This is a genomic window from Paraburkholderia sp. SIMBA_054 (assembly GCF_046534875.1).
GTDB lineage: Bacteria > Pseudomonadota > Gammaproteobacteria > Burkholderiales > Burkholderiaceae > Paraburkholderia > Paraburkholderia hospita.
This window is the reverse complement of sequence record NZ_JAWRXV010000027.1, coordinates 107564-129637: the sequence shown is the minus strand read 5'-3', so window position 1 is coordinate 129637 and position 22074 is coordinate 107564. Positions and strand designations below refer to the sequence as shown.

Genomic DNA, 22074 nt, shown 5'->3' with positions numbered 1-22074 from the left:
GTCGCGCATACAAAAAAAAGCCCGCCAGAATCTGGCGGGCTTTTTATTAGTCAGGAAGTCGATCAGGCGCCGATCCCTTCGAGAATCTCGTCGTGCGATTCACGCTCGTTCAGATACTCGGTGCGATAGCCCGTATGCACGCCCCAGTAGTAGAAGATCAACGAGAACGCGATCACGACCAGCATGTCCCAGCCATACGGCAGCACGCCCAGACCGCCGAACTGCTTGCTGCCGATCAGCGACAGGATCGCCATGATGGGCAGATATGCGACCAGCCACCATGCCGCCTTCAGATCCTGGTTGAAGCCTCCGAAGCCCGACTTCGCCTGGAAGTAGAAGAACACAGGCAGCGCGACGACCATCAGCAGGATGATCTCGCCCGTCAGCGGCCACTTCGCCCAGTACAGGATCAGCGACGCGCACACGAACGCGAACGGCGCGATCACGCTCATGCCGGGAATGTGCAGCGGACGCTCGATGTCGGTCGCCGCGCGGCGCAGCGCCATCAGGCTGATCGGGCCCGTCAGATACGAGATCACCGTCGCCACCGAAATGACGGCCGCCAGCGAACTCCAGCCACGGAAGAAGAACAGGAAGATGAACGATACAAACAGGTTGAACCACATCGCCGGACGCGGTACGCCATACAGCGGATGCACCGTGCCGAACATCTTCGGCATCGTGTTGTTACGCTCCATCGCGTAGATCATGCGCGTCGTGGTCGCCATGTAGGTCGTGCCCGTGCCGCTCGGGCTCACGAACGCGTCGACATACAGCAGAATCGCCAGCCAGTTCAGGTTCAGCGCGATTGCCAGTTCCGCGAACGGCGACTTGAAGTTGAACTGATTCCAGCCCTTCATCACGTCAGCCGGATTCACCGAGCCGATGTACGCGATCTGCAACAGCACGTAGATCACCAGCGCCAGCAGGATCGAGCCGATCACCGCGAACGGCACGCTCTTCGCCGGATTGCGCGCTTCTCCGGCCAGGTTGATCGGACTCTGGAAGCCGTTGAACGCGAACACAATGCCGCTCGTCGCCACCGCCGTCAGCACCGCCGACCAGCCATACGGCGCGAACACACCCGTGCCGCCGAAACTTTCGCCGAGGTTTTCCTTGTGGAAGCCGCTCATCATCAGACCGAGAATCGTCAGGCCCGGGATGATGAACTTGAAGATCGTGATGGTCGTGTTAGCGCGCGCGAACACCTTCACGCCCCAGTAGTTCAGCAGGAAGTAGATGACCACCAGCACGGCCGACAGCAGAAGGCCGGGCGTCGTCAACTCGCTGTTGATAAAGAGGTTGTGCGCCCATTCGTACGGCCAGGTGCTCATGTACTGGATCGACGCTTCCGCCTCGATCGGAATCACCGACACGATCGCGATCCAGTTGGCCCAAGCGCTGATAAAGCCCACCAGCGCGCCGTGCGAATAGCGCGCGTAGCGCACCATGCCGCCGGACTCGGGGAACATCGCGCCGAGTTCCGCATAGGTCAGCGCGATTGCGAGAATCACCACTGCACCGATCACCCACGCGCACAGCGCCGCAGGGCCTGCAATCTTGGCCGCCTTCCAGGCGCCGAACAGCCAGCCGGACCCGATAATCGAGCCGAGTCCCGTCAGCATCAGCGCGAATGGGCCGATGTGCCGTTGAATAGAACTTTTCACGTCTTCTCCTATATCTGAAAGCACGCCGCTGCCGCGGCCGTTAGACACGGCTAGAAGTCGTAGGAAAGACTAGGGCATACGGCGGGCGGTCGCGATTGCGATTGCAATTGCGGTTTTCTTCCACAGGTGCAACCGGTCGTGCGCGGGGCCTAGTTTAACGGTTGCACCGTCCGATTGCAGTCAAAATACGTTTGAGCCCTACAAAAAAACCGGGAAAATAGCAAGCTTTGTAAGCATTTTTGTGCCTAATAGCCCCGATCTATATGAGGATTTAAAGATTACGGTTGACCTTCTCTCGAAATATCCGTATAAAGGACGGGCAGGATTTCAAGCGGCGAGTGAATTGGTTCTTTCGTAGTTCGCCCATCAACGGTACTCCGGTTGGTCCTATTACCCTTCCTTGATTTTCATGCACCCTCGGGCTTCGGCCTTATTTACCATTTTTAGGAAACAGTAATATGGAAACCGGTACCGTCAAGTGGTTCAATGACGCAAAGGGCTTTGGTTTTATCACGCCGGACGCCGGCGGCGAAGATCTGTTCGCGCATTTCTCGGAAATCCGCGTAGAAGGCTTCAAGACGCTGCAGGAAAACCAAAAGGTTACCTACGACGTCAAGACGGGCCCGAAGGGCAAGCAGGCCGCTAACATCAAGCCGGTCTAAGCTTAGCTTCCTTCCGGAACGCAGAAAAACCCCGCCTAGGCGGGGTTTTTTCTTTTCTGGGTTAATCGTGATTTCGGCGCGAAATCTAAAATCTTTACCGGAATACGCGCTGTGCGTGAATGCCTAAGCCTGTTGCAACGCTGGCGAGGCGATCGCCGAACACGGGACGCGCATCGGGAAACGCCGCAGCCAGTGCGCCCGACAAAAACGCCAATCCCGTCGACCCACCCGTGAAGTACAGCGCGTCGACATCGCGCGGCGCGACACCCGCACGTTGCACGGTATCGCGCGCAGCCTGAACGATGCGCAGTGTCTCGTCCTTGCCCGCCGCAATCAGTTGCGCTTCGTCGAATGCGAGGCGCAAATCCTCCTCGACGATTTCCAGATCGATCAGCGTCTCGCCGCCCGCCGCCACGCCAATCTTCGCTTCTTCCGCGTGCGCCGCGAGCGCATGGCCGAAACGCTGCTCGACGACGCGCATCAGCCGGTCATGGTGCCGCGTGTTCAAATAGAGATGCCGCATCAACGCAAGCTCGGACACCCGCTTCGGCGTATAGATCGTGTTGATCAGATGCCACGTGGCGAGGTCGAAGTAAATACGGTTCGGCATCTCGCGCCCTTCCGGATCGAGCGATTGATAGCCGAGTTCGCGCAGGATCGTCGCCAGCTCGACGCGCCGGTCGAAGTCCGTTCCGGCGACGTGCACGCCGTGATGCGCCAGCACATCGTCCTTGCGTTCGATACGCTTCATCCGCTCCGGCCCGACGCGCACCAACGAGAAGTCCGACGTGCCGCCGCCGATATCCGCCACCAGCACCAGCCCTTCTTGTGTCAGATGCGCTTCGTAATCGAAGGCGGCCGCGATCGGCTCGTACTGGAAGTGAATCTCGTTGAAGCCCACCGAGCGCGCCGCCGCTTCGAGCTGCTGCTGCGCGAGCTGATCGGCGCGCGGATCGTCGTCGACGAAAAACACCGGGCGCCCGAGCACCGCGCGGCTGATCGGCGTGCCCGCCGTCTGTTCCGCGCAGCGCTTCAGATGCGTGACGAAGATCGCGATCACGTCGGTGTATTTGATCGAGGAGCCGTCGCCGAGATCCGTGTTGTTGTCGGCCAGCGCCGAGCCGAGAATGCTCTTCATCGAGCGCATCAACCGGCCGTCGAAGCCGTCGACATACGCTTCGAGCGCCGCGCGGCCGTACTCGCGCCGGTTTTCGTCGGTGTTGAAGAAGACGGCCGTAGGCAGCGTCGTGTAGGCGCCTTCGACAGGCGCCAGCTTCAGCGTCGCCTGACCGGCTGGGGAACCGCCGACAGGAACGGCAACTGCCGAATTCGACGTGCCGAAGTCAATCGCGCAATAGGTCATGGCAGGATTCGCCGCTCACGCAGGCGCGCACAGAAAAAGGACGGGCTTTGTAACATGAAAGCTGTGACACCATCAACCGGGCGCGCGCAGTCCACGCTGCGGCGATGGGGAATGCAGATTGCTTCATCGATAGGTTGCGCCGGGCTCGAATGAATCCGACAGGATACGCTGTTCGACGGCCCGCTTACAGAATCCTCATAAACATTGACTCGCTCATTCAGGAGATTCAGGAGACTCGATGCAGGAACCTTCCGCCGCCACGGTTCGCGCCGACTCGGCCAGCATCGTCGAAACCGATCTGCCTTCGCGGCTCGACCGCTTGCCGTGGGGCCGCTTCCATTCGCTGATCGTCGTCGCGCTCGGGGTGACGTGGTTGCTCGACGGGCTGGAGGTGACGCTTGCGGGTTCCGTCGCGAGCGCGTTGAAGTCGAGCGAGGTGCTGCGATTCTCAAACGCGGACGTGGGGCTAGCCGGCAGCGCGTATATCGCCGGCGCTGTGCTGGGCGCGCTCGGCTTCGGCTGGCTGACCGACCGGCTCGGCCGACGCAAGCTGTTCTTCATCACGCTCGCGCTGTATCTCGCGGCAACGGCGGCGACCGCTTTCTCGTTGAATCTCACGAGCTTTCTGGTGTTTCGCTTCCTGACGGGCGCGGGCATCGGCGGCGAGTACACGGCGATCAATTCGACGATCCAGGAATTCACGCCCGCCCGCGTGCGCGGACACACCGATCTCGCGATCAATGGCACGTTCTGGGTCGGCGCGGCGCTTGGCGCGGTCGGTTCGCTGGTCATGCTCGACCCGCATCTGCTGCCCGGCGACTGGGGCTGGCGCGCGTGCTTCTTTATCGGCGCGGTGCTCGCACTGGCAATCCTGCCGATGCGCGTATGGATCCCCGAAAGTCCGCGCTGGCTGCTCACGCACGGCGAGGAAAAGGAAGCGCGCGAGATCGTCGAAGGGATCGAGGCGCGCTTTCGCGCGGAAAATCACACGCTCGCCGACGATACGCTCAAACGCCTGCGCCTGCGCGCCCGCGAGCACACGACGCTGCGCGAGGTCTTCCACACGCTGTTCATGGTGCACCGGCGCCGGGCGTTGGTCGGGCTGTCGCTGATGACGGCGCAAGCATTCTTCTACAACGCGATTTTCTTCACCTACGCGCTCGTGTTGACCGATTTCTATCACGTGCCGGGCGACCATGTCGGCTGGTACATCCTGCCCTTCGCGCTCGGCAATTTCGCAGGGCCGCTGCTGATCGGCAGGCTGTTCGACGTGATCGGGCGCCGCAAGATGATCGCCGCGACCTACGCGATTTCGGCGCTGCTGCTGACCGTGAGCGGCTACCTGTTCGAACAGCAGTTGCTCACCGTGATGACACAGACCATCGCGTGGATGGTGATTTTCTTCTTCGCGTCGGCGGCGGCGAGTTCGGCGTATCTGACCGTCAGCGAATCGTTTCCACTTGAAATTCGCGCGCTCGCGATTGCGGTGTTCTACGCGTTCGGCACAGCGCTCGGCGGTATCGCGGGTCCGGCGTTTTTCGGCAGGCTGATCGACACGCAGCAGCGCAGCGAAGTGTTTTCGGGTTATCTGGTCGGCTCAGCGCTGATGCTGGCCGCAGCGGTGATCGCGGCGATCTGGGGCGTGGACGCGGAACGGCGGCCACTCGAAAGCGTCGCCGCGCCGCTATCCGCAATCGACGACGACTGACCGCCAATGAGCGCAAGCAACAGCCGCGCAATAAAGACAGCCGTGCAACAAAAAAACGCGGCCGTCGGCCGCGTTCCGTGTTTAACAAATGACGCGCTGGCGAAAACTCAAAACGCCTTATTCCACCCGCCCGCAAAAGCAATATCACCGAGCGGCACGCGCGTGCGCGCCGCCTTTTCGCGCTCGCGCAGCACGGGGTCGAGTTTGTCGACTTCGCCATAATGGCCGAGCGAGATCATCGCGATCACTTCGATGTCATTGGGCACCGCGAACGCCTTGCGGAACGCATTGACGTCGAAGCCGCTCATCTGATGCGCGGCAAGGCCGAGCGCGTGCGCCTGCAACACCAGCGACAGCGCCGCCGCGCCCGCGTCGTACGGCGCGCAACGATTGATTTCGCCCTTCGCCGTCAGCGTGTGCGCCGTCACGCAGATCAGCACCGGGGCCTTCGAATTCCAGCCCTGATTGAACGGCACGAGCGTGTCGAACGCCTTCTTGAACGAGACTTCGTCCGTCGTGCGGTCGAACACCACGAAGCGCCATGGCTGCAGGTTGTACGACGAAGGCGCCCAGCGCGCCGCCTCGAGCACCGTGCGCAGTTGCTCGCGGCTTACGGGCTCGCTCGAATACGCGCGCGGGCTCCAGCGGCCGGCGATCAGTTCATGAATGGGAACGTCGGTGCGTGCGGGTTTGGTGGTCATGCGCATTTCTCGGTCGAAATTCATGATCGGCGGGCAGCAGCCCGAAGGCCCACTAGCATAACCCGAGCGCTCCGATTCGCGCCCTGCTGGTCGCGCAGATTTAAAACACCAGGGCGCATGAAAAAAGCGCGTCGAGGCCCTTCGACCACAACGCGCTCTTTCGTGCCGTGAAGCGGACTACACCATCAAGCAGCCTGCGCCGCGACGCTCCGCTCGCCACGGTTGATCCGCAGCACGATGACCGAGGCAACGATACACAGTCCGCCCGAAATCATCGACGCCACCGTGTACGTGCCGAGACTCGCGCGCAGCATGCCCGCGCCGAGCGCCGCGAAGGCCGCACCCAGCTGATGGCCCGCGACCACCCAGCCGAACACGACGGGCGCCGAGTCCTTGCCGTAGACATCGGTAGCGAGGCGCACCGTCGGCGGTACGGTCGCGATCCAGTCGAGACCGTAGAACACCGCGAACAGCGGCAAGCCGAAGAAGTCGATGCCGAAAGCGTGCGGCAGAAACATCAGCGACAGGCCGCGCAGCCCGTAGTACCAGAAAAGCAGCACGCGCGCGTTGAACCGGTCGGACAGCCAGCCCGACAGCGTCGTGCCGAACAGGTCGAAGATGCCCATTGCCGCGAGCAGCGACGCGCCCTGCACTTCCGTCATCCCGTAGTCGCCGCACATCGCGATCAAATGCGTGCCGACGTAGCCGTTCGTGCTCGCGCCGCAAATGAAGAAGCTGAAGAACAGCAGCCAGAAGTCGCGCGTCTTGCTCGCCATTGCCAGCGTGCCGAACGCGATCGAGAGCGGATTCTGCTTGCTCATGTCGGATTTGACGGGCGAGTCGGCGGGTTCCCCGAACGGACGCAGCGCCATGTCGGCGGGACGCTCCGGCAGCAGGAACGCCACCAGCGGCAACACGAGGGCCGCCGCGATCGCGACCGTCCACACAACGGGCCGCCAGCCATGATGCTGTGCGATCGCCGCGAGCAGCGGCAAAAACACCAGTTGGCCCGTCGCCGAACTGGCGGTGAGAATGCCCATCACGAGACCGCGATGCGTGCTGAACCAGCGGTTCACGACCGTCGCCGACAGCGTCAGCGCCGCCACGCCCGTCGCGCCGCCGACCATCACGCCCCACACGAGAATCATCTGCCACGGGTGCGTCATCAGCGACGACAGGCCGACGCCCACCGCCATCGCGCCAAGCGCCGTCAGAATGGTCGGACGCACGCCGAAACGCTGCATCGCCGCCGCCGCGAAGGGCCCCATCAGCCCGTACAACGCGATGTTCACCGAGATGGCCAGCGAGATCGTCGCGCGACTCCAGCCAAAGTCATGTTCGAGCGGCACCATCATCACGCTCGGGGTTGCGCGTGTGCCGGCCGCCGCGAGCAGCACTAGAAACACCACCGCCACGGCCAGCCAGCCGTAGTGGAAACGCCCACCAATTATTCTTGCTGCCCAGTTCATCGGTTCTCCAAGGTTTCCGTCACGGCTCACGGTGCTGCGATGCCAGCCGCATATGATCTTTACCGCTTTCGTAATAGACTTGTGACTGACTTGTCACAATCGGTGTTGCGATCTTAGTTACCGATCGGTAACATGTCAAGGCGTCGACTCAAGGACCACAACACCATCATGGCTAATTCCGACACCGCCAAACGCGCGCCGAACCGTCGTTCGCAAACGGCAGCTCCCGATACCGCCAAACGCGCGGCGAGCCGTCGTTCGCAAACGGCCGGCTCGGAAGCGCAGCAGCATCTTTTGCGCGCCGCCGCCGATCTGTTCTACAAGGAAGGCGTGCGCGCGGTGGGCGTCGATGCCGTCGTCGAGCGGGCAGGCGTCAACAAAATGAGTCTGTACCGCCAGTTCTCTTCGAAAGACGATCTGGTGGTGGCGTACCTGGAACAGTCGGACGAGCAGTTCTTCAGACGTTTCGACGAAAGCCTGGCCAAACATCCGGGTGAGCCTCGGAAACAGGTCGTCCAGTATTTCGAGGATCTGGCGGGGCGCGCGTCGAAGGAAGACTATCGCGGCTGTCCGTTCGTCAATGTATCGGCGGAATTTCCGGACCCGGCGCATCCGGCGCGGCTCTGTGTACTGAACAACAAGACGAAGCTGATGGATCGGCTCCACGCGCTCTGCACGGAAGCAGGCGCACGCGATCCGGGCGAGCTAGCGAACGCGCTGGCGTTGCTGATCGAAGGGATCTACGCGTCGAGCCAGACCTACGGCCCGGGTTGCGGACCGATTTCGGTCGCGCCGCGAGTGGCAGAACAACTTGTCGCGCAGGCGTGTGGAGAGGCGTCGGTAAAATAGCGGTTTTGCGTTTCCTGCCTGCACCGCCATGTCTTCAACGTCCCCTCTTTCGCACGATGCCATCCTCGACGCCACGCGCCACTGGCTGACACGTGCCGTGATCGGGCTAAACCTGTGCCCGTTCGCGAAAGCAGTGCATGTGAAAAACCAGATTCGCTACGCGATCAGCGAAGCGACGGGCATGGAAGGCGTATTGACCGATCTGGAAGCGGAGCTGCGCACTTTGGCGGATGCCGATCCCGCCGCCATCGACACGACGCTGCTCATCATTCCGCACGCGCTCGGCGATTTCCTCGAATACAACGACTGCCTGTTCTTTGCGGACCGGATGCTGAAGCAACTGCGCCTCGAAGGCACGCTGCAGATCGCCAGCTTTCACCCTCAGTATCAATTCGAAGGCCACGAGCCGGACGATATCGAAAACTACACGAACCGCGCGCCCTATCCGATTCTGCATTTGCTGCGGGAAGCGAGCATCGACCGCGCGGTCGACGCCTTTCCGGACGCCGCCGACATCTACGAGCGCAACATGGAAACATTGCGCCGTCTCGGCCCGGAAGGCTGGCACACATGGATGAGCGAGCCGGCCAAAGACTGACCGGCTAACGCTCGGCGTGGCTCACGCCTCGACGTAGAACCGCTCGCGCAGTTCCGGAATGCCGAGCGTGTCCATCACTTCATTGAGCCGCTCGGCGGGCCGCCGGCGCGGCAGGTCCTTGTAAGTCGCGACGATGAGCTCGTTCTTCATCGAATGCTCCCAGCCGACCAGCTCCGTCACGTTGACCTGATAGCCATGCGCTTCCAGTTGCAGGCAGCGCAGCACGTTGGTGATCTGACTGCCGAACTCGCGCGTATGCAGCGGGTGCCGCCAGATTTCCGTCAAAGCGTTCGCCAGCGACTTGCCCTTGTTCCTGCGCAGCACGCCTGCCACTTCCGCCTGACAGCACGGCACGACGACTATGTATTTCGCATGTTTTTCGAGCGCGAAGCGGATTGCGTCGTCGGTGGCCGTATCGCACGCGTGCAAGGCGGTGACGATGTCCACGTTCGGCGGCAGTTTGTCCGATGTAATCGATTCGGCTACGGAAAGATTAAGAAACGACATACCCTTGAAGCCGAGGCGTGCCGCCAGCTCTTCTGACTTCGAGACGAGCTCCTCGCGCGTCTCAATGCCGTAGATATGCGAGTTATCCCGCAGTTCCTTGACGAACAGGTCGTAGAGAATAAAGCCGAGGTAGGACTTGCCCGCGCCGTGATCAACTAGGGACAGTTCGCCTTTCGTCTCTTTTACGTCCTGGAGCAACGGTTCGATGAACTGAAACAGGTGGTAGACCTGCTTGAGCTTGCGGCGGCTGTCCTGGTTCATCTTGCCGTCGCGCGTGAGGATATGGAGTTCCTTCAGCAGCTCGACGGACTGGTTAGGACGGACTTCGTAGGATTTGCTGGACATCGAATGAGCGTGCCACCGATTGCATCGCGAACGTGCGTCAGGTGACGGAAAAAGGGAAAAGTGTCTGTCAGTTTACCCAAAGCGCGCGGGACGGTCCCAGTTCTTGCGCGCGGACTGCGACATCGCACCCGGCCTGGAATCGTTCGTGCATGAGAATCGCCCGGGTTCGAACCTGCTGAAAAGCGTGTCGCAAGGCAGTCGTCTGATGCAAGCCAGATATAGCATGGCGGCTTGCAAGATGCATAAAGAAAGACAAGCTACCGGTTACTGCAACGTCGAAAAACCGCCGGTACGCGTGGGGGAGGTCGAGCCGGAACAGGGGTTCGAACGTTACGTAACCTGAAGTGCGCCGGGACTGCAACGAAGCGCGCTCGGATCTGATGAGGCGGCAAATGGATACGACACCCAACGGAAACGCCGAGCAGAAGTTTCAGGAGCTCATGGCGAAGCTGCTGGCCACGCCCGAGTGGACAGAAAAGCAGCAACTGGAACTCGAAATGGCACGCGACATCTCCGTCGAGATGCTGCGCCTCGCGGAAGTCATGCGCGACGGCAGCGTCGATATGGAGACGTGCCTGACCCTGCTCAAATACGCGAAAGTGCTGGACTTCGTGATGACGACGCTCGCGTCGCGCCGCGACATCAAGCCTCAGACGCTGCGCGTGATCTTCAAACTGGCCGGACTCAAAGTCGACGAAGCCTATCCGGGCTGAGTCCGCCGACGGCTGCGCGGCCCGCTCGCGCAGCCGTTCTCCGAGTTTTCCGCGTTTTCCCTTTGTCTGCTGCGGCTCGTAGCCGATTGCGACAGCCTTTGGCCAAGGTTTTTCACCTCGGCTCACGCGTAGCCTCCCTTTTCCCCTCGCGTCTCACATGTTGATGCCGCTGCGTCGCAGCATGCGCCTGCACGGGATGACTTCTATCATGCCCAACTGGTCAGGCCGAAATTCAATAAGCGCATAAGACGCAAGCCGCCTCTTCGTCCCGACTCATGCAATACGGCAGTCCCGCCGGAGAGCGGGACGCCGACACACAGCATCCGCCACACGCTCGCAGCACGACGTAGGAAAGCGGCCTCCGGACCGGCATCGCCGAGGGGCGCCAACCATACGACAGATGCCGCCAATGGAGGAGACGTCGTCATGAGGAAAATGCGGTGGGTGGTGATCTTGCTCTGCTTTCTTGCTATCGCGGTGAACTACATCGACCGCGCGAATCTGGCCGTCGCCGCGCCTGAAATCCAGAAGGCGCTCGGTATCGGACCCGCGCAGATGGGCTTTATCCTGAGCGGCTTCTTCTGGACTTACGCGCTGATGCAGATGCCGTTCGGCTGGTTCGTCGACCGCGTCGGCGCGCGCATCGCGTTGCCGCTCGCAGTCGGCTGGTGGTCACTGTTCACGGCGGCGACGGCGGGCGCGAGCAGCGTCGCCGGCATGTTCGGCTGCCGTCTGATGCTCGGCGTCGGCGAGGCGGGCGCGTATCCGTCCTGCGCGAAGCTCGTCAGCCAATGGTTCAAGCCGTCGCAGCGCGCGCTCGCGACGAGCATCTTCGACAGCGGCTCGCGCGTCGGCTCGGCGCTGTCGATTCCCGTCGTCGCCTTGATTATCGGCACGCTTGGCTGGAAGGCGTCGTTCGTCGTCACGGGGATCATCGGCGCGGTGTGGATCGTCGGCTGGCTCGTGATCTACCGCAGCCCGGCACACGGCGACATGACGGGCGAGCAGGACGTCGTGCCTGATACGCGCGCAGCGCGCGCCGCCGACAAGGTCACATGGGCGTCGCTGTTTCGCCATCGCACGCTGTGGGGCATGATGCTCGGCTTCTTCTGCCTGAACTTCGTGATCTATTTCTTCATCACGTGGTTTCCGAGCTATCTCGTGCAGACGCGCGGCTTTTCGCTGAAGTCGCTCGGCACGCTCGGCATGATTCCCGCGCTGATGTCGATTCCGGGCGGCTGGCTCGGCGGGCTGGTGTCGGATGCACTGTTCCGGCGCGGCTGGAGCCTCACGGCCGCGCGCAAGACGTGCATGGTCGGCGGCATGCTGGTGTCGTCGGTGATCACGCTGTCGGCGTTCACGTCCAATATCTATCTGATGCTCGCGTTCTTCGGCATCGCGTACGGCAGCCTCGCGTTCGCCGCCGCCAGCATCTGGTCGCTGCCCGCCGACGTCGCGCCCACACCGCGTCACGTCGCGTCGATCAGCGGCATCCAGAACTTCGCGTCGAACCTGGCGGGGATCGTCATCACGACGTTCACGGGCGTCATGGTTGCGCTGACCAAAGGCTCGTTCATTTCACGATTCCGCTGGTTGTCGCGGGCGGCTTCTGCTTTTTGGGCGCGTTCAGCTATCTTGTGATCGTCGGCCGCATCGAGCCACTGCCCGCCGATCCCGAGCGCCCCTACGTGCCGGAAGGCGCGCAACGCTCGCACGTCTGATTTTTCAATAAGGCACCGAATCATGTCGACAGCTATCGCCGCGCACGCCGCCATCCGCCTTCATCCGAACGACGACGTGATCATTGCGACGCGCCAGCTCGTGTCGGGCACGCGCATCGAAACCGAGGACCTGGTCGTGACGGGTCTGATTCCGCCCGGCCACAAGATCGCGACGCGCGCGATCGCGAAGGGCGAGCCCGTCAAGCGCTACAACCAGATCATCGGCGTCGCGCGCGAGGCGATTGCCCGCGGACAGCACGTGCACACGCACAACCTCGGCATGGCCGAATTCGCGCGCGAGCACGAATTCGGCGTCGACACGCATCCGACTGCCGCGGCCCGCGAACCGGCGCATTTCATGGGCATCCGTCGCGCGGACGGCCGCGTCGCGACGCGCAACTACATCGGCATTCTGACGAGCGTGAACTGCTCGGCGACCGTCGCGCGCGCCATCGCCGATCATTTCCGGCGCGACGTGCATCCGGAAGAACTCGCGGCTTTTCCGAACGTCGACGGCGTGATCGCGTTGACGCATGGACTTGGCTGCGGCGTCGATCTGCGCGGCGAAGGCATGGCGATCCTGCAGCGCACGCTGGTGGGTTACGCGGCGCACGCGAACTTCGCGTCGGTGCTGTTCGTCGGGCTGGGTTGCGAGACGAACCAGATTGGCGGCGTGCTCGAATCGGGCGGTCTCGCCGATAACACCGCGCAACTGCGCAGCTTCACGATTCAGGACAGCGGCGGCACGCGCAAAACCATCGAGCGCGGTATCGCGATGGTGCGCGACATGCTCGCCGACGCGAACCGCGCGGTGCGCGAGAAGATGAGCGCGTCGCATCTGATCGTCGGCTTGCAGTGCGGCGGCTCGGACGGCTATTCGGGGATATCGGCGAATCCGGCGCTGGGCGCGGCCGTCGACCGGCTCGTGCAGCATGGCGGTACGGCGATATTGTCGGAGACGCCCGAAGTCTACGGCGCTGAGCATCTGCTCACGCGCCGCGCAGTGAGCCGCGAAGTCGGCGAGAAGCTGCTTGCGCGCATCGCGTGGTGGCAGGACTACTGCTCGCGCAACGGCGCGGCACTCGATAACAATCCGTCGGCAGGTAACAAGGTCGGCGGCTTGACGACCATCCTCGAGAAGTCGCTCGGCGCGGTGGCAAAAGGCGGCACGACAAACCTCGTCGACGTGTACGAGTACGCGCAGCCGATTCGCGCGAAGGGTTTCGTATTCATGGATTCGCCCGGCTACGACCCGATGTCGGCGACAGGCCAGGTCGCTTCCGGCGCGAATCTGATCTGCTTCACCACGGGGCGTGGCTCCGCCTATGGCTGCGCGCCGTCGCCCTCGTTGAAGCTCGCGACCAACACCGCGCTGTGGGAACGCCAGGAAGAAGACATCGACATCAACTGCGGTGGCGTGATCGACGGCACGGCATCCATCGATCAACTCGGCGCGGACATCTTCCAGATGATGCTCGACTGCGCGTCAGGCACACGCTCGAAAAGCGAACTGCACGGCTATGGACAGAACGAGTTCGTGCCTTGGCAAGTCGGCGTGGTGACCTGAGCGCGGATCGACCGGACTGACGTTATGCGGCAGGCGCGCCGAGCGGCGGCGTGCCGTCGTGGAACATCGACTTCAGTTGCGCGCGCAGTTCGGGCGAGTCGCTGTGCTTGTGCGCCTGCATCGCGTGCGCGACGGCGGCTTCGAGCAGTTCGTTTTCCGAATCTGCGCACAGGGCGACCGTGCAGTTGATGTCGCTCGGGCATTCGCGGCAATCGATGTATTTGCGGCCCATGACAGACTCCTCAGATCAAAGTGATCGCGCGCAACGCGTGCGTTGGCGTCGCCTCGGCGTGCATATCAGCGAGGCTCCGGGCAGCGGAAAATGCGTGAGTTGTGCGCGGCTGGGCGGCGCGGCGTGCGCCGGAAAGGAAGGTGTGTGAGAAAAGTATAGGTCGCAGTGTGTGCATGCCTGCTCCGGGTTTGCCCCGCTTCCAGGCGGGTGGGACAATACCGGCCTTCGCGCCGAGCGCGTTTCACCGCCATCCACGTCATTTTTCATCAATGTCGAATTCGTCCGATCACCCCACGCATCACGCCCGCGTTGCCGTTATCGGCGGCGGCCCTGCGGGGCTGATGGCCGCCGAAGCGCTGGCGCGCGGTGGCGCGCGCGTCGACGTGTACGACGCGATGCCGTCCGTCGGGCGCAAGTTTCTGATGGCAGGCAAAGGCGGCATGAACATCACGCACTCCGAGCCGATCGAGCCGTTTCTCGGCCGCTATGGCAAGCGCCGCGCTGACATCGCGCCGTTGCTCGATGTGTTTGGCCCGCACGCGCTGCGCGCGTGGCTTGACGAACTGGGTGTCGCGACATTTGTCGGCAGCTCGGGCCGCGTGTTTCCGACAGACATGAAAGCCGCCCCGATGCTGCGCGCGTGGCTGCATCGGTTGCGGGAAGCGGGTGTGCAATTTCACATGCGGCATAAATGGATCGGCTGGGCTGAGCCCGCTTCGTCCGATGCGCATGGCCTGCGCTTTGCGACGCCCGAGGGTGAGCGCGAAGCGAGCGTGGATGCTGTTGTGTTCGCCTTGGGCGGCGGCAGCTGGGCGCGCCTCGGGTCCGACGCCGCGTGGGTTCCGTTGATGCAGCAACGGGAGATTCCCGTCGCGCCGCTGCTGCCCGCGAACTGCGGCTTCGACGCGCAGTGGACCGATTACTTCCGCGAACGCTACGCTGGCCAGCCGGTGAAGCCGGTTTCGATCGCCGTCGAAAGCGTGGACGGTACGGTCCAGCATCGACAAGGTGAGTTCGTCGTGACTTCGACGGGGATCGAAGGAAGCCTTGTGTATGCGTTGTCTTCGGTGATTCGCGACCGTTTGCTCGCTCATGGCGAAGCGACGATCACGCTCGATCTCGCGCCTGGCCTGAGCGCGCAGCGCGTGATCGATGAGGTAACGCGGCCGCGTGGCTCGCGCTCGATGTCGAGTCACCTGCACAGCCGTATCGGCATTACGGGCGTGAAGCTCGGCTTGCTGCACGAGTGTCTGTCGAAGGAAGATTTCGCCGATGCCGCGAAGCTCGCGCAAGCCATCAAGTCATTGCCGCTGCGGCTGACGCGCGCGCGGCCCATCGACGAAGCGATCAGCAGCGCGGGCGGTATTCCGTTCGAAGCGCTCGACGACGCGTTGATGATCCGGCAACTGCCCGGCGTGTTCTGCGCGGGCGAGATGCTCGACTGGGAAGCGCCGACGGGCGGCTATCTGTTGACCGCATGCTTCGCCAGCGGCCTCGTGGCTGGACGCGGCGCGCTGGCTTATAGCCTTCGGCGCTAGTTCACCAGGTCACGGCTTCGTTGCGCTTCTCTTGGGCTTGAGCCGCCACAGCGACGTGACTTCGGCCTTGCGCGCGGCGTGCAGCGGGTCGGCGGCGTCCGTCGCTTTCGGATGACGCGGCTTGATGTCCTCGCGTCCGGCGACGACCAGACCCGCATTGTCGATCGCAGCCAGCAGCCAGTCGCGCGTGCGCATGCCCAGATGTTCCGCGAAGTCCGACAGAATCAGCCAGCCCTCGCCGCCCGGTGAAAGATGATCGGCGAGTCCGTTCAGAAAACCGAGCAGCATGCGGCTTTCGTAGTCGTACACGGCGCTTTCGATCGGCGACGCCGGACGCGCCGGCACCCACGGCGGATTGCAGACGACGAGCGGCGCGCGCCCTTCGGGAAACAGATCGGCTGCGATCAGCTCGACCTGACTGTCGTAGCCGAGCCGCGTGAGATTCTCTCTCGCACACGCGAGCGCGCGCGGGTCCTGATCGGTTGCGACGATCCGCTTGACGCCCCGCTTCGCAAGAACCGCCGACAGCACGCCCGTGCCGGCGCCGATATCGAACGCCTTTTGCTGCGATGGCAGCGGCGTTCGCGCGACCAGATCGACATACTCGCCGCGCACGGGCGAAAACACGCCGTAGTACGGATGGATGCGCTCGGCGAGCGCGGGAATTTCGACGCCCTTCTTGCGCCACTCATGCGCGCCGATCAGGCCGAGCAGCTCGCGCAGCGACACCACTGAAGGCTCCTGCGCGGGCGGGCCGTAGACTTCCTCGCATGCCTGCTGGACGTTCGGCGCGCGGCGCAATGGGATCGTGTAGTCGCCTTCGAGCGGAATCAGCAGCATGCCGAGCGTGCGCGCGCGCTGCGACTGCGCTTGCCGATGCAGGTTGAAGGCGTCCAGCGGGGTTTCGGCAACCTGTTTGCGCGGCTTGCGTTCGAGTCGGCGGGTCATCGCTTGCAGCAACTGACGCGCGTTCTGGAAATCGCCGCGCCACAGCAGCGCGGTGCCTTCGCAGGCGAGGCGATAGGCGGCGTCGGCTGTCGTGCGGTCGTCAGCGATGACGACGCGCTTCGCGGGCGGAACGGCGGCTTCCGAGCGCCAACGAGCGGATTGCGGGCCGTCGGCTTCGGGCCAGGTCAGGGTGGGGAAATTGGTCATGTCCGTATTGTATTGAACCGTTGGGCCTCGTCGACATCGTGTCCGTTTCGGAGGGATGAGACTTTTGAGGACGACTGAACGGGAGACAGTGGAGTGGACCAAAGAAAAACGGGTTACACGGTATGCCCGTGTAACCCGTTTTTTTGATACTGGTGCCGGCTGCAGGACTCGAACCCGCCACCTCATGATTACAAGTCAAGCGCTCTACCTGATGAGCTAAGCCGGCGTGAGACTTGAGACCGCGATTCTACTTCATTTCACGACTTTGAGGTGACCTCTTCCGCCGCCTTTTGTTCCATCGTCGTCGGGTCGCGGCTCTTCATCGGCTTCGCTGACTTTTTCCGCAGCAGCCTGTGGCGCGGCTTCCGGCGCTTCGGCGATCACGGCTTCTTCGTCCTCGGAATCCGTCGCCTCGCCGCCCGCCGACTCGACCGGGAACGCCATGCCCTGCCCGTTCTCGCGCGCGTAAATGGCGAGCACGTTTGCAACGGGCACCTCGATCTTGTGCGACTTGCCCGAGAACCGCGCGTTGAACTCGATCCACTCGTTGCCCATCTGCAGCTGGCTCGTCGCCTCGAAGCTGATGTTCAACACGATCTCGTTGTCGCGCACGAACTGGCGCGGCACACGCGTCTGGTTGTCGACACGCACCGCGATATGCGGCGTATAGCCGTTATCGGTACACCATTCGTACAGCGCGCGCAGCAGGTACGGTTTCGTGGAAATCTCTTGCATCAACTGTCCTTTTGCCGGGCAGACGCGCGAACCGCAATGGAACGCCGCGCGCCACACCCGAAGCCAATCTCAAACTCAGCGGCGCATCACCTTTTCCGACGGCGTCAGCGCTTCGATATAGGCCGGACGGCTGAAAATACGTTCGGCGTACTTCATCAGCGGCGCAGCGTTCTTCGACAGTTCGATGCCGTAGTGATCCAGACGCCACAGGAGCGGCGCGATCGCGACGTCGAGCATCGAGAATTCTTCGCCGAGCATGTACTTGTTCTTCAGGAAGATCGGTGCGAGCTGCGTCAGGCGGTCGCGAATAGCCAGGCGTGCCTTTTCGTGGTTCTTCTCGGCGGCCTTGCCCTTCTCGTTCTCCAGCGTGCCGACGTGGACGAACAGCTCCTTCTCGAAATTGAGCAGGAACAGACGTGCGCGAGCACGCTGGACGGGATCGGCGGGCATCAGTTGCGGATGCGGGAAGCGCTCGTCGATGTACTCGTTGATGATGTTCGATTCGTACAGGATCAGATCCCGTTCGACGAGGATCGGCACCTGACCATACGGATTCATCACGGCGATGTCTTCCGGTTTGTTGAACAGGTCGACGTCGCGGATTTCGAAGTCCATGCCCTTTTCGAACAACACCAGCCGGCAGCGCTGGGAGAACGGGCAAGTAGTGCCGGAATACAGAACCATCATGTTTGCGTTTCCTCAAAAAACTTAAAGGGCCAGCGAGCGGGAAAACCGTCCTGCAGGTCTTCCCTTGCGCCGGCCCCACACCAGTTACGGCGTGACTATTTGATATCTTTCCAGTACGCGGCGTTCAGTCGCCAGGCGAAAAAGCTCAGAACGCCGAGGAACAGCAGGACCCACACGCCAAGCTGGCGACGGGTCTTCTGCGTCGGTTCGGACATCCATGACAGGTACGACACGAGGTCGGCCACAGCAGAATCATAATCTACCGGCGACATCGTCCCCGGCGTGACCTGCTGGTATCCCATGAATTTCTTGACCCTTTCCTTCGTGTGTTCGTCGATTTTGTCTTCGAACTTCGCCGTTCTTTGCCCCTGAAGCTGCCACAGCACGTGAGGCATGCTCACGTTCTCGTACACGATATTGTTCCAGCCGGTCGGCCGTGTGTCATCGCGGTAGAAGCTGCGCAAATACGTATACAGCCAGTCGCGGTTTCTTGCCCGCGCTTCCACCGACAGATCCGGCGGCAGCGCGCCGAACCACGCTTTCGCGTCGTCGGGTCGCATCGCAACCGTCATCGTGTTACCGACTTTATCTGTCGTGAACAGCAGGTTTTTTTCAATTTCCTTCTGCGAAATACCGATATCCTGCAATCGGCTGTACCGCATCAGGTTCGCACTATGGCAATTCAGGCAGTAGTTTACAAACAATTTGGCGCCGTGCTGCAACGAAGCAATATTGTCCGCGTTGTCGGGCGCACGGTCGAGCGGGAATTCGCCTTCCGCACGAACGGACGCTGCGGATAGCGCCAGCACGGTTGCACCGAGCAGCGCGAGCGTCGAAAGCAGTTTTCTCATTTCCGTTTTCTCCTGGCTCGCGGTTAGTGGGGTTTGAACCGCACTCGTTCGGGCGGCTGCTTGAAATGCCCAAGCGGCGTCCAGAACGGCATGCCGAGGAAAAACGCGAAATAGATCAGCGCGCAGATCTGTGCGATCAGCGTCGAGGCTGCCGACGGTGGCTTGGTTCCGAGGAACGCCAGCGTCAGGAAGGCCAAGACGAAGATCCCGTAAAACACCTTGTGGAAAAACGGCCGGTAGCGGATCGATTTCACCGGCGACCGGTCGAGCCACGGCAGGAAGAACAGCGACACCACCGCGCTGCCCATCACCACGACGCCCCAGAACTTGGACTCCGTGAACGCCATCGCGAGGATCACCAGAATCGCGAGCACGGGCAGGCCGAGCTTCCACTTGCCGCGCGCGCGGATCAGCGCGAACAGCCCGAGCAGACCGATCACGATCATCAGCACGATCTTGAACGGGTCGGTGGTGGCGCGCAGCATCGCGTAGAACGCGGTGAAGTACCAGACAGGCGCGATTTCCGGCGGCGTTTGCAGCGGATTGGCCGGGACGAAGTTGTTCGATTCGAGGAAATAGCCGCCCATTTCCGGCGCGAAGAAGATGATCGCCGCGAACACCATCAGGAAGATGCACACGCCCATGAAGTCGTGCACCGAGTAGTACGGGTGGAACGGAATGCCATCCAGCGGAATGCCGTTCGCGTCTTTCTTCGCCTTGATCTCGATGCCGTCCGGGTTGTTCGATCCCACTTCATGCAGCGCGACGATGTGCACGAACACCAGCCCGAGCAGCACCAGCGGAATCGCGATCACGTGAAACGCGAAGAAGCGGTTCAGCGTGACGTCGGACACGACGTAATCGCCGCGAATCCAAAGCGACAGGTCCGGACCGATGAACGGAATCGCCGAAAACAGGTTCACGATCACCTGCGCGCCCCAGTACGACATCTGGCCCCACGGCAGCAGGTAGCCGAAGAACGCCTCGGCCATCAGGCACAGGAAAATCGCACAGCCGAAGATCCACACCAGTTCGCGCGGCTTGCGATACGAGCCGTACAGCAGCCCGCGGAACATATGCAGATACACGACGACGAAGAACATCGACGCGCCCGTGGAGTGCATGTAGCGGATCAGCCAGCCCCACGGCACCTCGCGCATGATGTACTCGACCGATGCGAACGCGAGCATCGAATCGGGCTTGTAGTCCATCGTCAGGAAGATGCCGGTGACGATCTGGTTGACCAGTACCAGCAGCGCCAGCGAGCCGAAGAAGTACCAGAAGTTGAAGTTCTTCGGCGCGTAGTACTCGGAGACGTGAGCTTTCCAGGTCGCCGTCATCGGAAAGCGGCGATCGATCCAGCCCGTGAGTCCCGTTGTTTCTACCTCTTTTTCGGTCGTCGCCATTACGCTTCTCCTTTCTCGTCCTTGCCGATCACGAGCGTGTTGCCGGTGATCATGTAAGGCGGGATGTCGAGGTTTTGCGGCGCAGGTTTGTTCTTGAAGACACGGCCGGCCATGTCATAGGTCGAGCCGTGGCAGGGACAGAGAAAGCCACCCGGCCAGTCATCGGGAAGATTGGGCTGCGCGCCTTCCTGGAAGCGTGGAGTCGGCGTGCAGCCCAGATGGGTGCACACCGCGACGGCAACGAAAAGATTCTTGTGGTCGGCGCGCGAGCGGAACTCGTTCTTGGTGTAGTCCGGCTCGGGCATCGAAAACGGGTTCTTGCTTTCGGGATCGGCGACTTCCTTGTCGGCCTTCTGGACGTCGGCCAACTGCTTGTCAGTGCGATTGATGATCCAGACAGGCTTGCCACGCCATGCGACCGTCATCATGTCGCCTGGCTTGAGGTTGGAGATATCGACTTCGACGGGGGCTCCCGCCGCTTTGGCTTTTTCGGATGGTGCAAATGAACTAACAAAGGGTACGACAGTGGCGACTCCTCCGATGCCACCTGCTACGGTCGTCGCAATCAGCCAGCTACGGCGGCCGCCATCGACGCGTTCATCTTCCTTGTCTCGCATCACACGCCCCACTTCTGAGTTGGATTTTTCCTTCACGTCGGGTCTACCGCCGCTAGTTTGCTCGAATGGAGTCGGCATTTACAAGGGCCGATTGCCAAAAACCGTGCGAAGTCATTGATAAATCAGGGTTTCCCCGCACGGATCGCAAACATTTTTACGGCTTTTATTAAGCATTTCCTCCGTTTTTCAATCCTTTTCTTCGCCTAATCCGGCCGGCATTCAAACTGGATTATGAATATCGATAAAAAGGTGCTCCAGCTCGAACTGCTCGGACAGATGCGCGCCCAGCGCCTGCACGCCGTAACGCTCGGTTGCGTGATGACCGGCCGAGATGAACGCTACACCGCTTTCCGCCGCCGTGTGCACGATCGGCTCCGAGATTTCCCCCGTCAGATAGACGTCCGCCCCGGCGTCGATCGCTGCGTCGAAATAGCCCTGCGCCGCGCCCGTGCACCACGCGACGCGGCGCAAATTCTTGTCGGGGTCGCCGAACACGAGCGGCGTGCGGCCGAGGGTCTGCTCAACCTCCGCGGTGAAGTGCGCGAGCGTGATCGGCATCGGCAGCGTGCTCATCCAGCCAATGTCGTTTTCGCCGAAACGGCCGTCAGCGATCAGACCGAACTTCGCGCCGAGCTGCGCGTTGTTGCCGTACACAGGATGATCGTCGAGTGGCAGATGAAAAGCGAACAGATTCAGGTCATTTGCGAGCAGCGCCTTGAGCCGCTGATATTTGCGGCCGGTGATCTGCGGCGCCTCGTTGCGCCAGAAGTAGCCGTGATGGACCAGCACGGCGTCCGCGCCCCACTCCAGCGCGGCTTCCAGAAAGGCCAGCGACGCCGTCACGCCCGTCGCGATTTTCTCGACCTTGCGCCGCCCTTCGACCTGCAGACCATTGGGGCAATAGTCCTTGAACCGCGAAGTTTCAAGGAGATTGTTCAAGTACAATTCGAGTTCGATCCGATCCATATCACCCTCTAATTTTC

20 protein-coding genes, 1 tRNA gene and 1 pseudogene are annotated in these 22074 nt (G+C 61.9%); 8 read left to right on the top strand and 14 right to left on the bottom strand.

What is annotated here, in order from left to right; genetic code table 11:
- Window positions 1-62 precede the first annotated feature (62 nt).
- Window positions 63-1667 carry an APC family permease gene (locus SB822_RS29770; protein WP_114221400.1) on the bottom strand — a complete coding sequence of 535 codons (1605 nt, stop codon included), beginning with the start codon at window positions 1665-1667 and terminating at the stop codon, window positions 63-65.
- 458 nt (window positions 1668-2125) lie between these two features.
- Here SB822_RS29770 and SB822_RS29765 point away from each other — a divergent pair, with 458 nt between their 5' ends.
- Window positions 2126-2329, top strand: a complete 204-nt coding sequence (locus SB822_RS29765) for a cold-shock protein (RefSeq protein WP_007731769.1) — start codon at window positions 2126-2128, stop codon at window positions 2327-2329.
- A 94-nt stretch (window positions 2330-2423) separates the two neighbouring features.
- Here SB822_RS29765 and SB822_RS29760 read toward each other — a convergent pair whose 3' ends face one another.
- Window positions 2424-3692 carry an Hsp70 family protein gene (locus SB822_RS29760; protein WP_007731770.1) on the bottom strand — a complete coding sequence of 423 codons (1269 nt, stop codon included), beginning with the start codon at window positions 3690-3692 and terminating at the stop codon, window positions 2424-2426.
- 238 nt (window positions 3693-3930) lie between these two features.
- Between SB822_RS29760 and SB822_RS29755 the strand changes: the two genes are divergently transcribed.
- Window positions 3931-5400: an MFS transporter gene (locus SB822_RS29755; RefSeq protein ID WP_410856236.1), complete on the top strand. Its 1470-nt coding sequence runs from the start codon at window positions 3931-3933 to the stop codon at window positions 5398-5400.
- A gap of 107 nt (window positions 5401-5507) precedes the next feature.
- On the opposite strand, the gene SB822_RS29750 is transcribed toward SB822_RS29755, so the two are convergent.
- Window positions 5508-6101: a nitroreductase family protein gene (locus SB822_RS29750; protein WP_042313884.1), complete on the bottom strand. Its 594-nt coding sequence runs from the start codon at window positions 6099-6101 to the stop codon at window positions 5508-5510.
- A gap of 185 nt (window positions 6102-6286) precedes the next feature.
- Window positions 6287-7570: an MFS transporter gene (locus tag SB822_RS29745; RefSeq protein WP_079483579.1), complete on the bottom strand. Its 1284-nt coding sequence runs from the start codon at window positions 7568-7570 to the stop codon at window positions 6287-6289.
- Window positions 7571-7738: 168 nt separating this feature from the next.
- Between SB822_RS29745 and SB822_RS29740 the strand changes: the two genes are divergently transcribed.
- Together SB822_RS29740 and SB822_RS29735 are read left to right on the top strand one after the other, a co-directional pair.
- Complete coding sequence (locus tag SB822_RS29740; RefSeq protein WP_035538723.1) at window positions 7739-8419, top strand: TetR/AcrR family transcriptional regulator; 681 nt, start codon at window positions 7739-7741, stop codon at window positions 8417-8419.
- A 28-nt stretch (window positions 8420-8447) separates the two neighbouring features.
- Window positions 8448-9017, top strand: a complete 570-nt coding sequence (locus tag SB822_RS29735; protein WP_410856235.1) for a DUF1415 domain-containing protein — start codon at window positions 8448-8450, stop codon at window positions 9015-9017.
- 21 nt (window positions 9018-9038) lie between these two features.
- Here SB822_RS29735 and SB822_RS29730 read toward each other — a convergent pair whose 3' ends face one another.
- On the bottom strand, window positions 9039-9869 hold the full coding sequence (locus tag SB822_RS29730; protein WP_007731782.1) for a class I SAM-dependent methyltransferase: 831 nt from the start codon (window positions 9867-9869) through the stop codon (window positions 9039-9041).
- Window positions 9870-10261: 392 nt separating this feature from the next.
- Between SB822_RS29730 and SB822_RS29725 the strand changes: the two genes are divergently transcribed.
- From SB822_RS29725 to SB822_RS29715, 3 genes and pseudogenes are all read left to right on the top strand, one after another.
- The gene (locus SB822_RS29725) at window positions 10262-10582 is read left to right on the top strand and encodes a hypothetical protein (RefSeq protein WP_007731784.1); all 321 of its coding nucleotides are present in this window, start codon (window positions 10262-10264) and stop codon (window positions 10580-10582) included.
- Window positions 10583-11008: 426 nt separating this feature from the next.
- A pseudogene (locus SB822_RS29720) lies at window positions 11009-12303 on the top strand (MFS transporter).
- Window positions 12304-12325: 22 nt separating this feature from the next.
- Complete coding sequence (locus SB822_RS29715; RefSeq protein WP_007731787.1) at window positions 12326-13870, top strand: UxaA family hydrolase; 1545 nt, start codon at window positions 12326-12328, stop codon at window positions 13868-13870.
- A gap of 22 nt (window positions 13871-13892) precedes the next feature.
- Here the strand turns inward: SB822_RS29715 and SB822_RS29710 are convergent, their stop codons facing one another.
- The gene (locus SB822_RS29710) at window positions 13893-14102 is read right to left on the bottom strand and encodes a DUF1059 domain-containing protein (protein ID WP_007731795.1); all 210 of its coding nucleotides are present in this window, start codon (window positions 14100-14102) and stop codon (window positions 13893-13895) included.
- 269 nt (window positions 14103-14371) lie between these two features.
- Between SB822_RS29710 and SB822_RS29705 the strand changes: the two genes are divergently transcribed.
- Entirely contained in the window at window positions 14372-15640 is a 1269-nt protein-coding gene (locus SB822_RS29705) for a TIGR03862 family flavoprotein (RefSeq protein ID WP_410856234.1), read from the top strand.
- Window positions 15641-15649: 9 nt separating this feature from the next.
- On the opposite strand, the gene SB822_RS29700 is transcribed toward SB822_RS29705, so the two are convergent.
- The 8 genes from SB822_RS29700 to SB822_RS29665 form a co-directional block, all read right to left on the bottom strand.
- A complete protein-coding gene (locus tag SB822_RS29700) occupies window positions 15650-16795 on the bottom strand; it encodes a methyltransferase (RefSeq protein ID WP_007731802.1) in 1146 nt (381 codons plus the stop codon).
- 150 nt (window positions 16796-16945) lie between these two features.
- A tRNA-Thr gene (locus SB822_RS29695) sits at window positions 16946-17021 on the bottom strand.
- A gap of 26 nt (window positions 17022-17047) precedes the next feature.
- Window positions 17048-17530, bottom strand: a complete 483-nt coding sequence (locus tag SB822_RS29690) for a ClpXP protease specificity-enhancing factor (protein ID WP_007731804.1) — start codon at window positions 17528-17530, stop codon at window positions 17048-17050.
- Window positions 17531-17605: 75 nt separating this feature from the next.
- The gene (locus SB822_RS29685; protein ID WP_006052302.1) at window positions 17606-18217 is read right to left on the bottom strand and encodes a glutathione S-transferase N-terminal domain-containing protein; all 612 of its coding nucleotides are present in this window, start codon (window positions 18215-18217) and stop codon (window positions 17606-17608) included.
- Window positions 18218-18312: 95 nt separating this feature from the next.
- On the bottom strand, window positions 18313-19068 hold the full coding sequence (locus SB822_RS29680; protein ID WP_410856233.1) for a cytochrome c1: 756 nt from the start codon (window positions 19066-19068) through the stop codon (window positions 18313-18315).
- A 23-nt stretch (window positions 19069-19091) separates the two neighbouring features.
- A complete protein-coding gene (locus tag SB822_RS29675; RefSeq protein ID WP_410856232.1) occupies window positions 19092-20474 on the bottom strand; it encodes a cytochrome b in 1383 nt (460 codons plus the stop codon).
- Window positions 20474-21091: a ubiquinol-cytochrome c reductase iron-sulfur subunit gene (gene petA, locus SB822_RS29670; RefSeq protein WP_009771328.1), complete on the bottom strand. Its 618-nt coding sequence runs from the start codon at window positions 21089-21091 to the stop codon at window positions 20474-20476. The genes SB822_RS29675 and petA overlap by 1 nt, the downstream gene beginning before the upstream one ends.
- Before the next feature lie 219 nt (window positions 21092-21310).
- Window positions 21311-22057, bottom strand: a complete 747-nt coding sequence (locus SB822_RS29665; RefSeq protein WP_007731817.1) for a Nif3-like dinuclear metal center hexameric protein — start codon at window positions 22055-22057, stop codon at window positions 21311-21313.
- Window positions 22058-22074 lie beyond the last annotated feature (17 nt).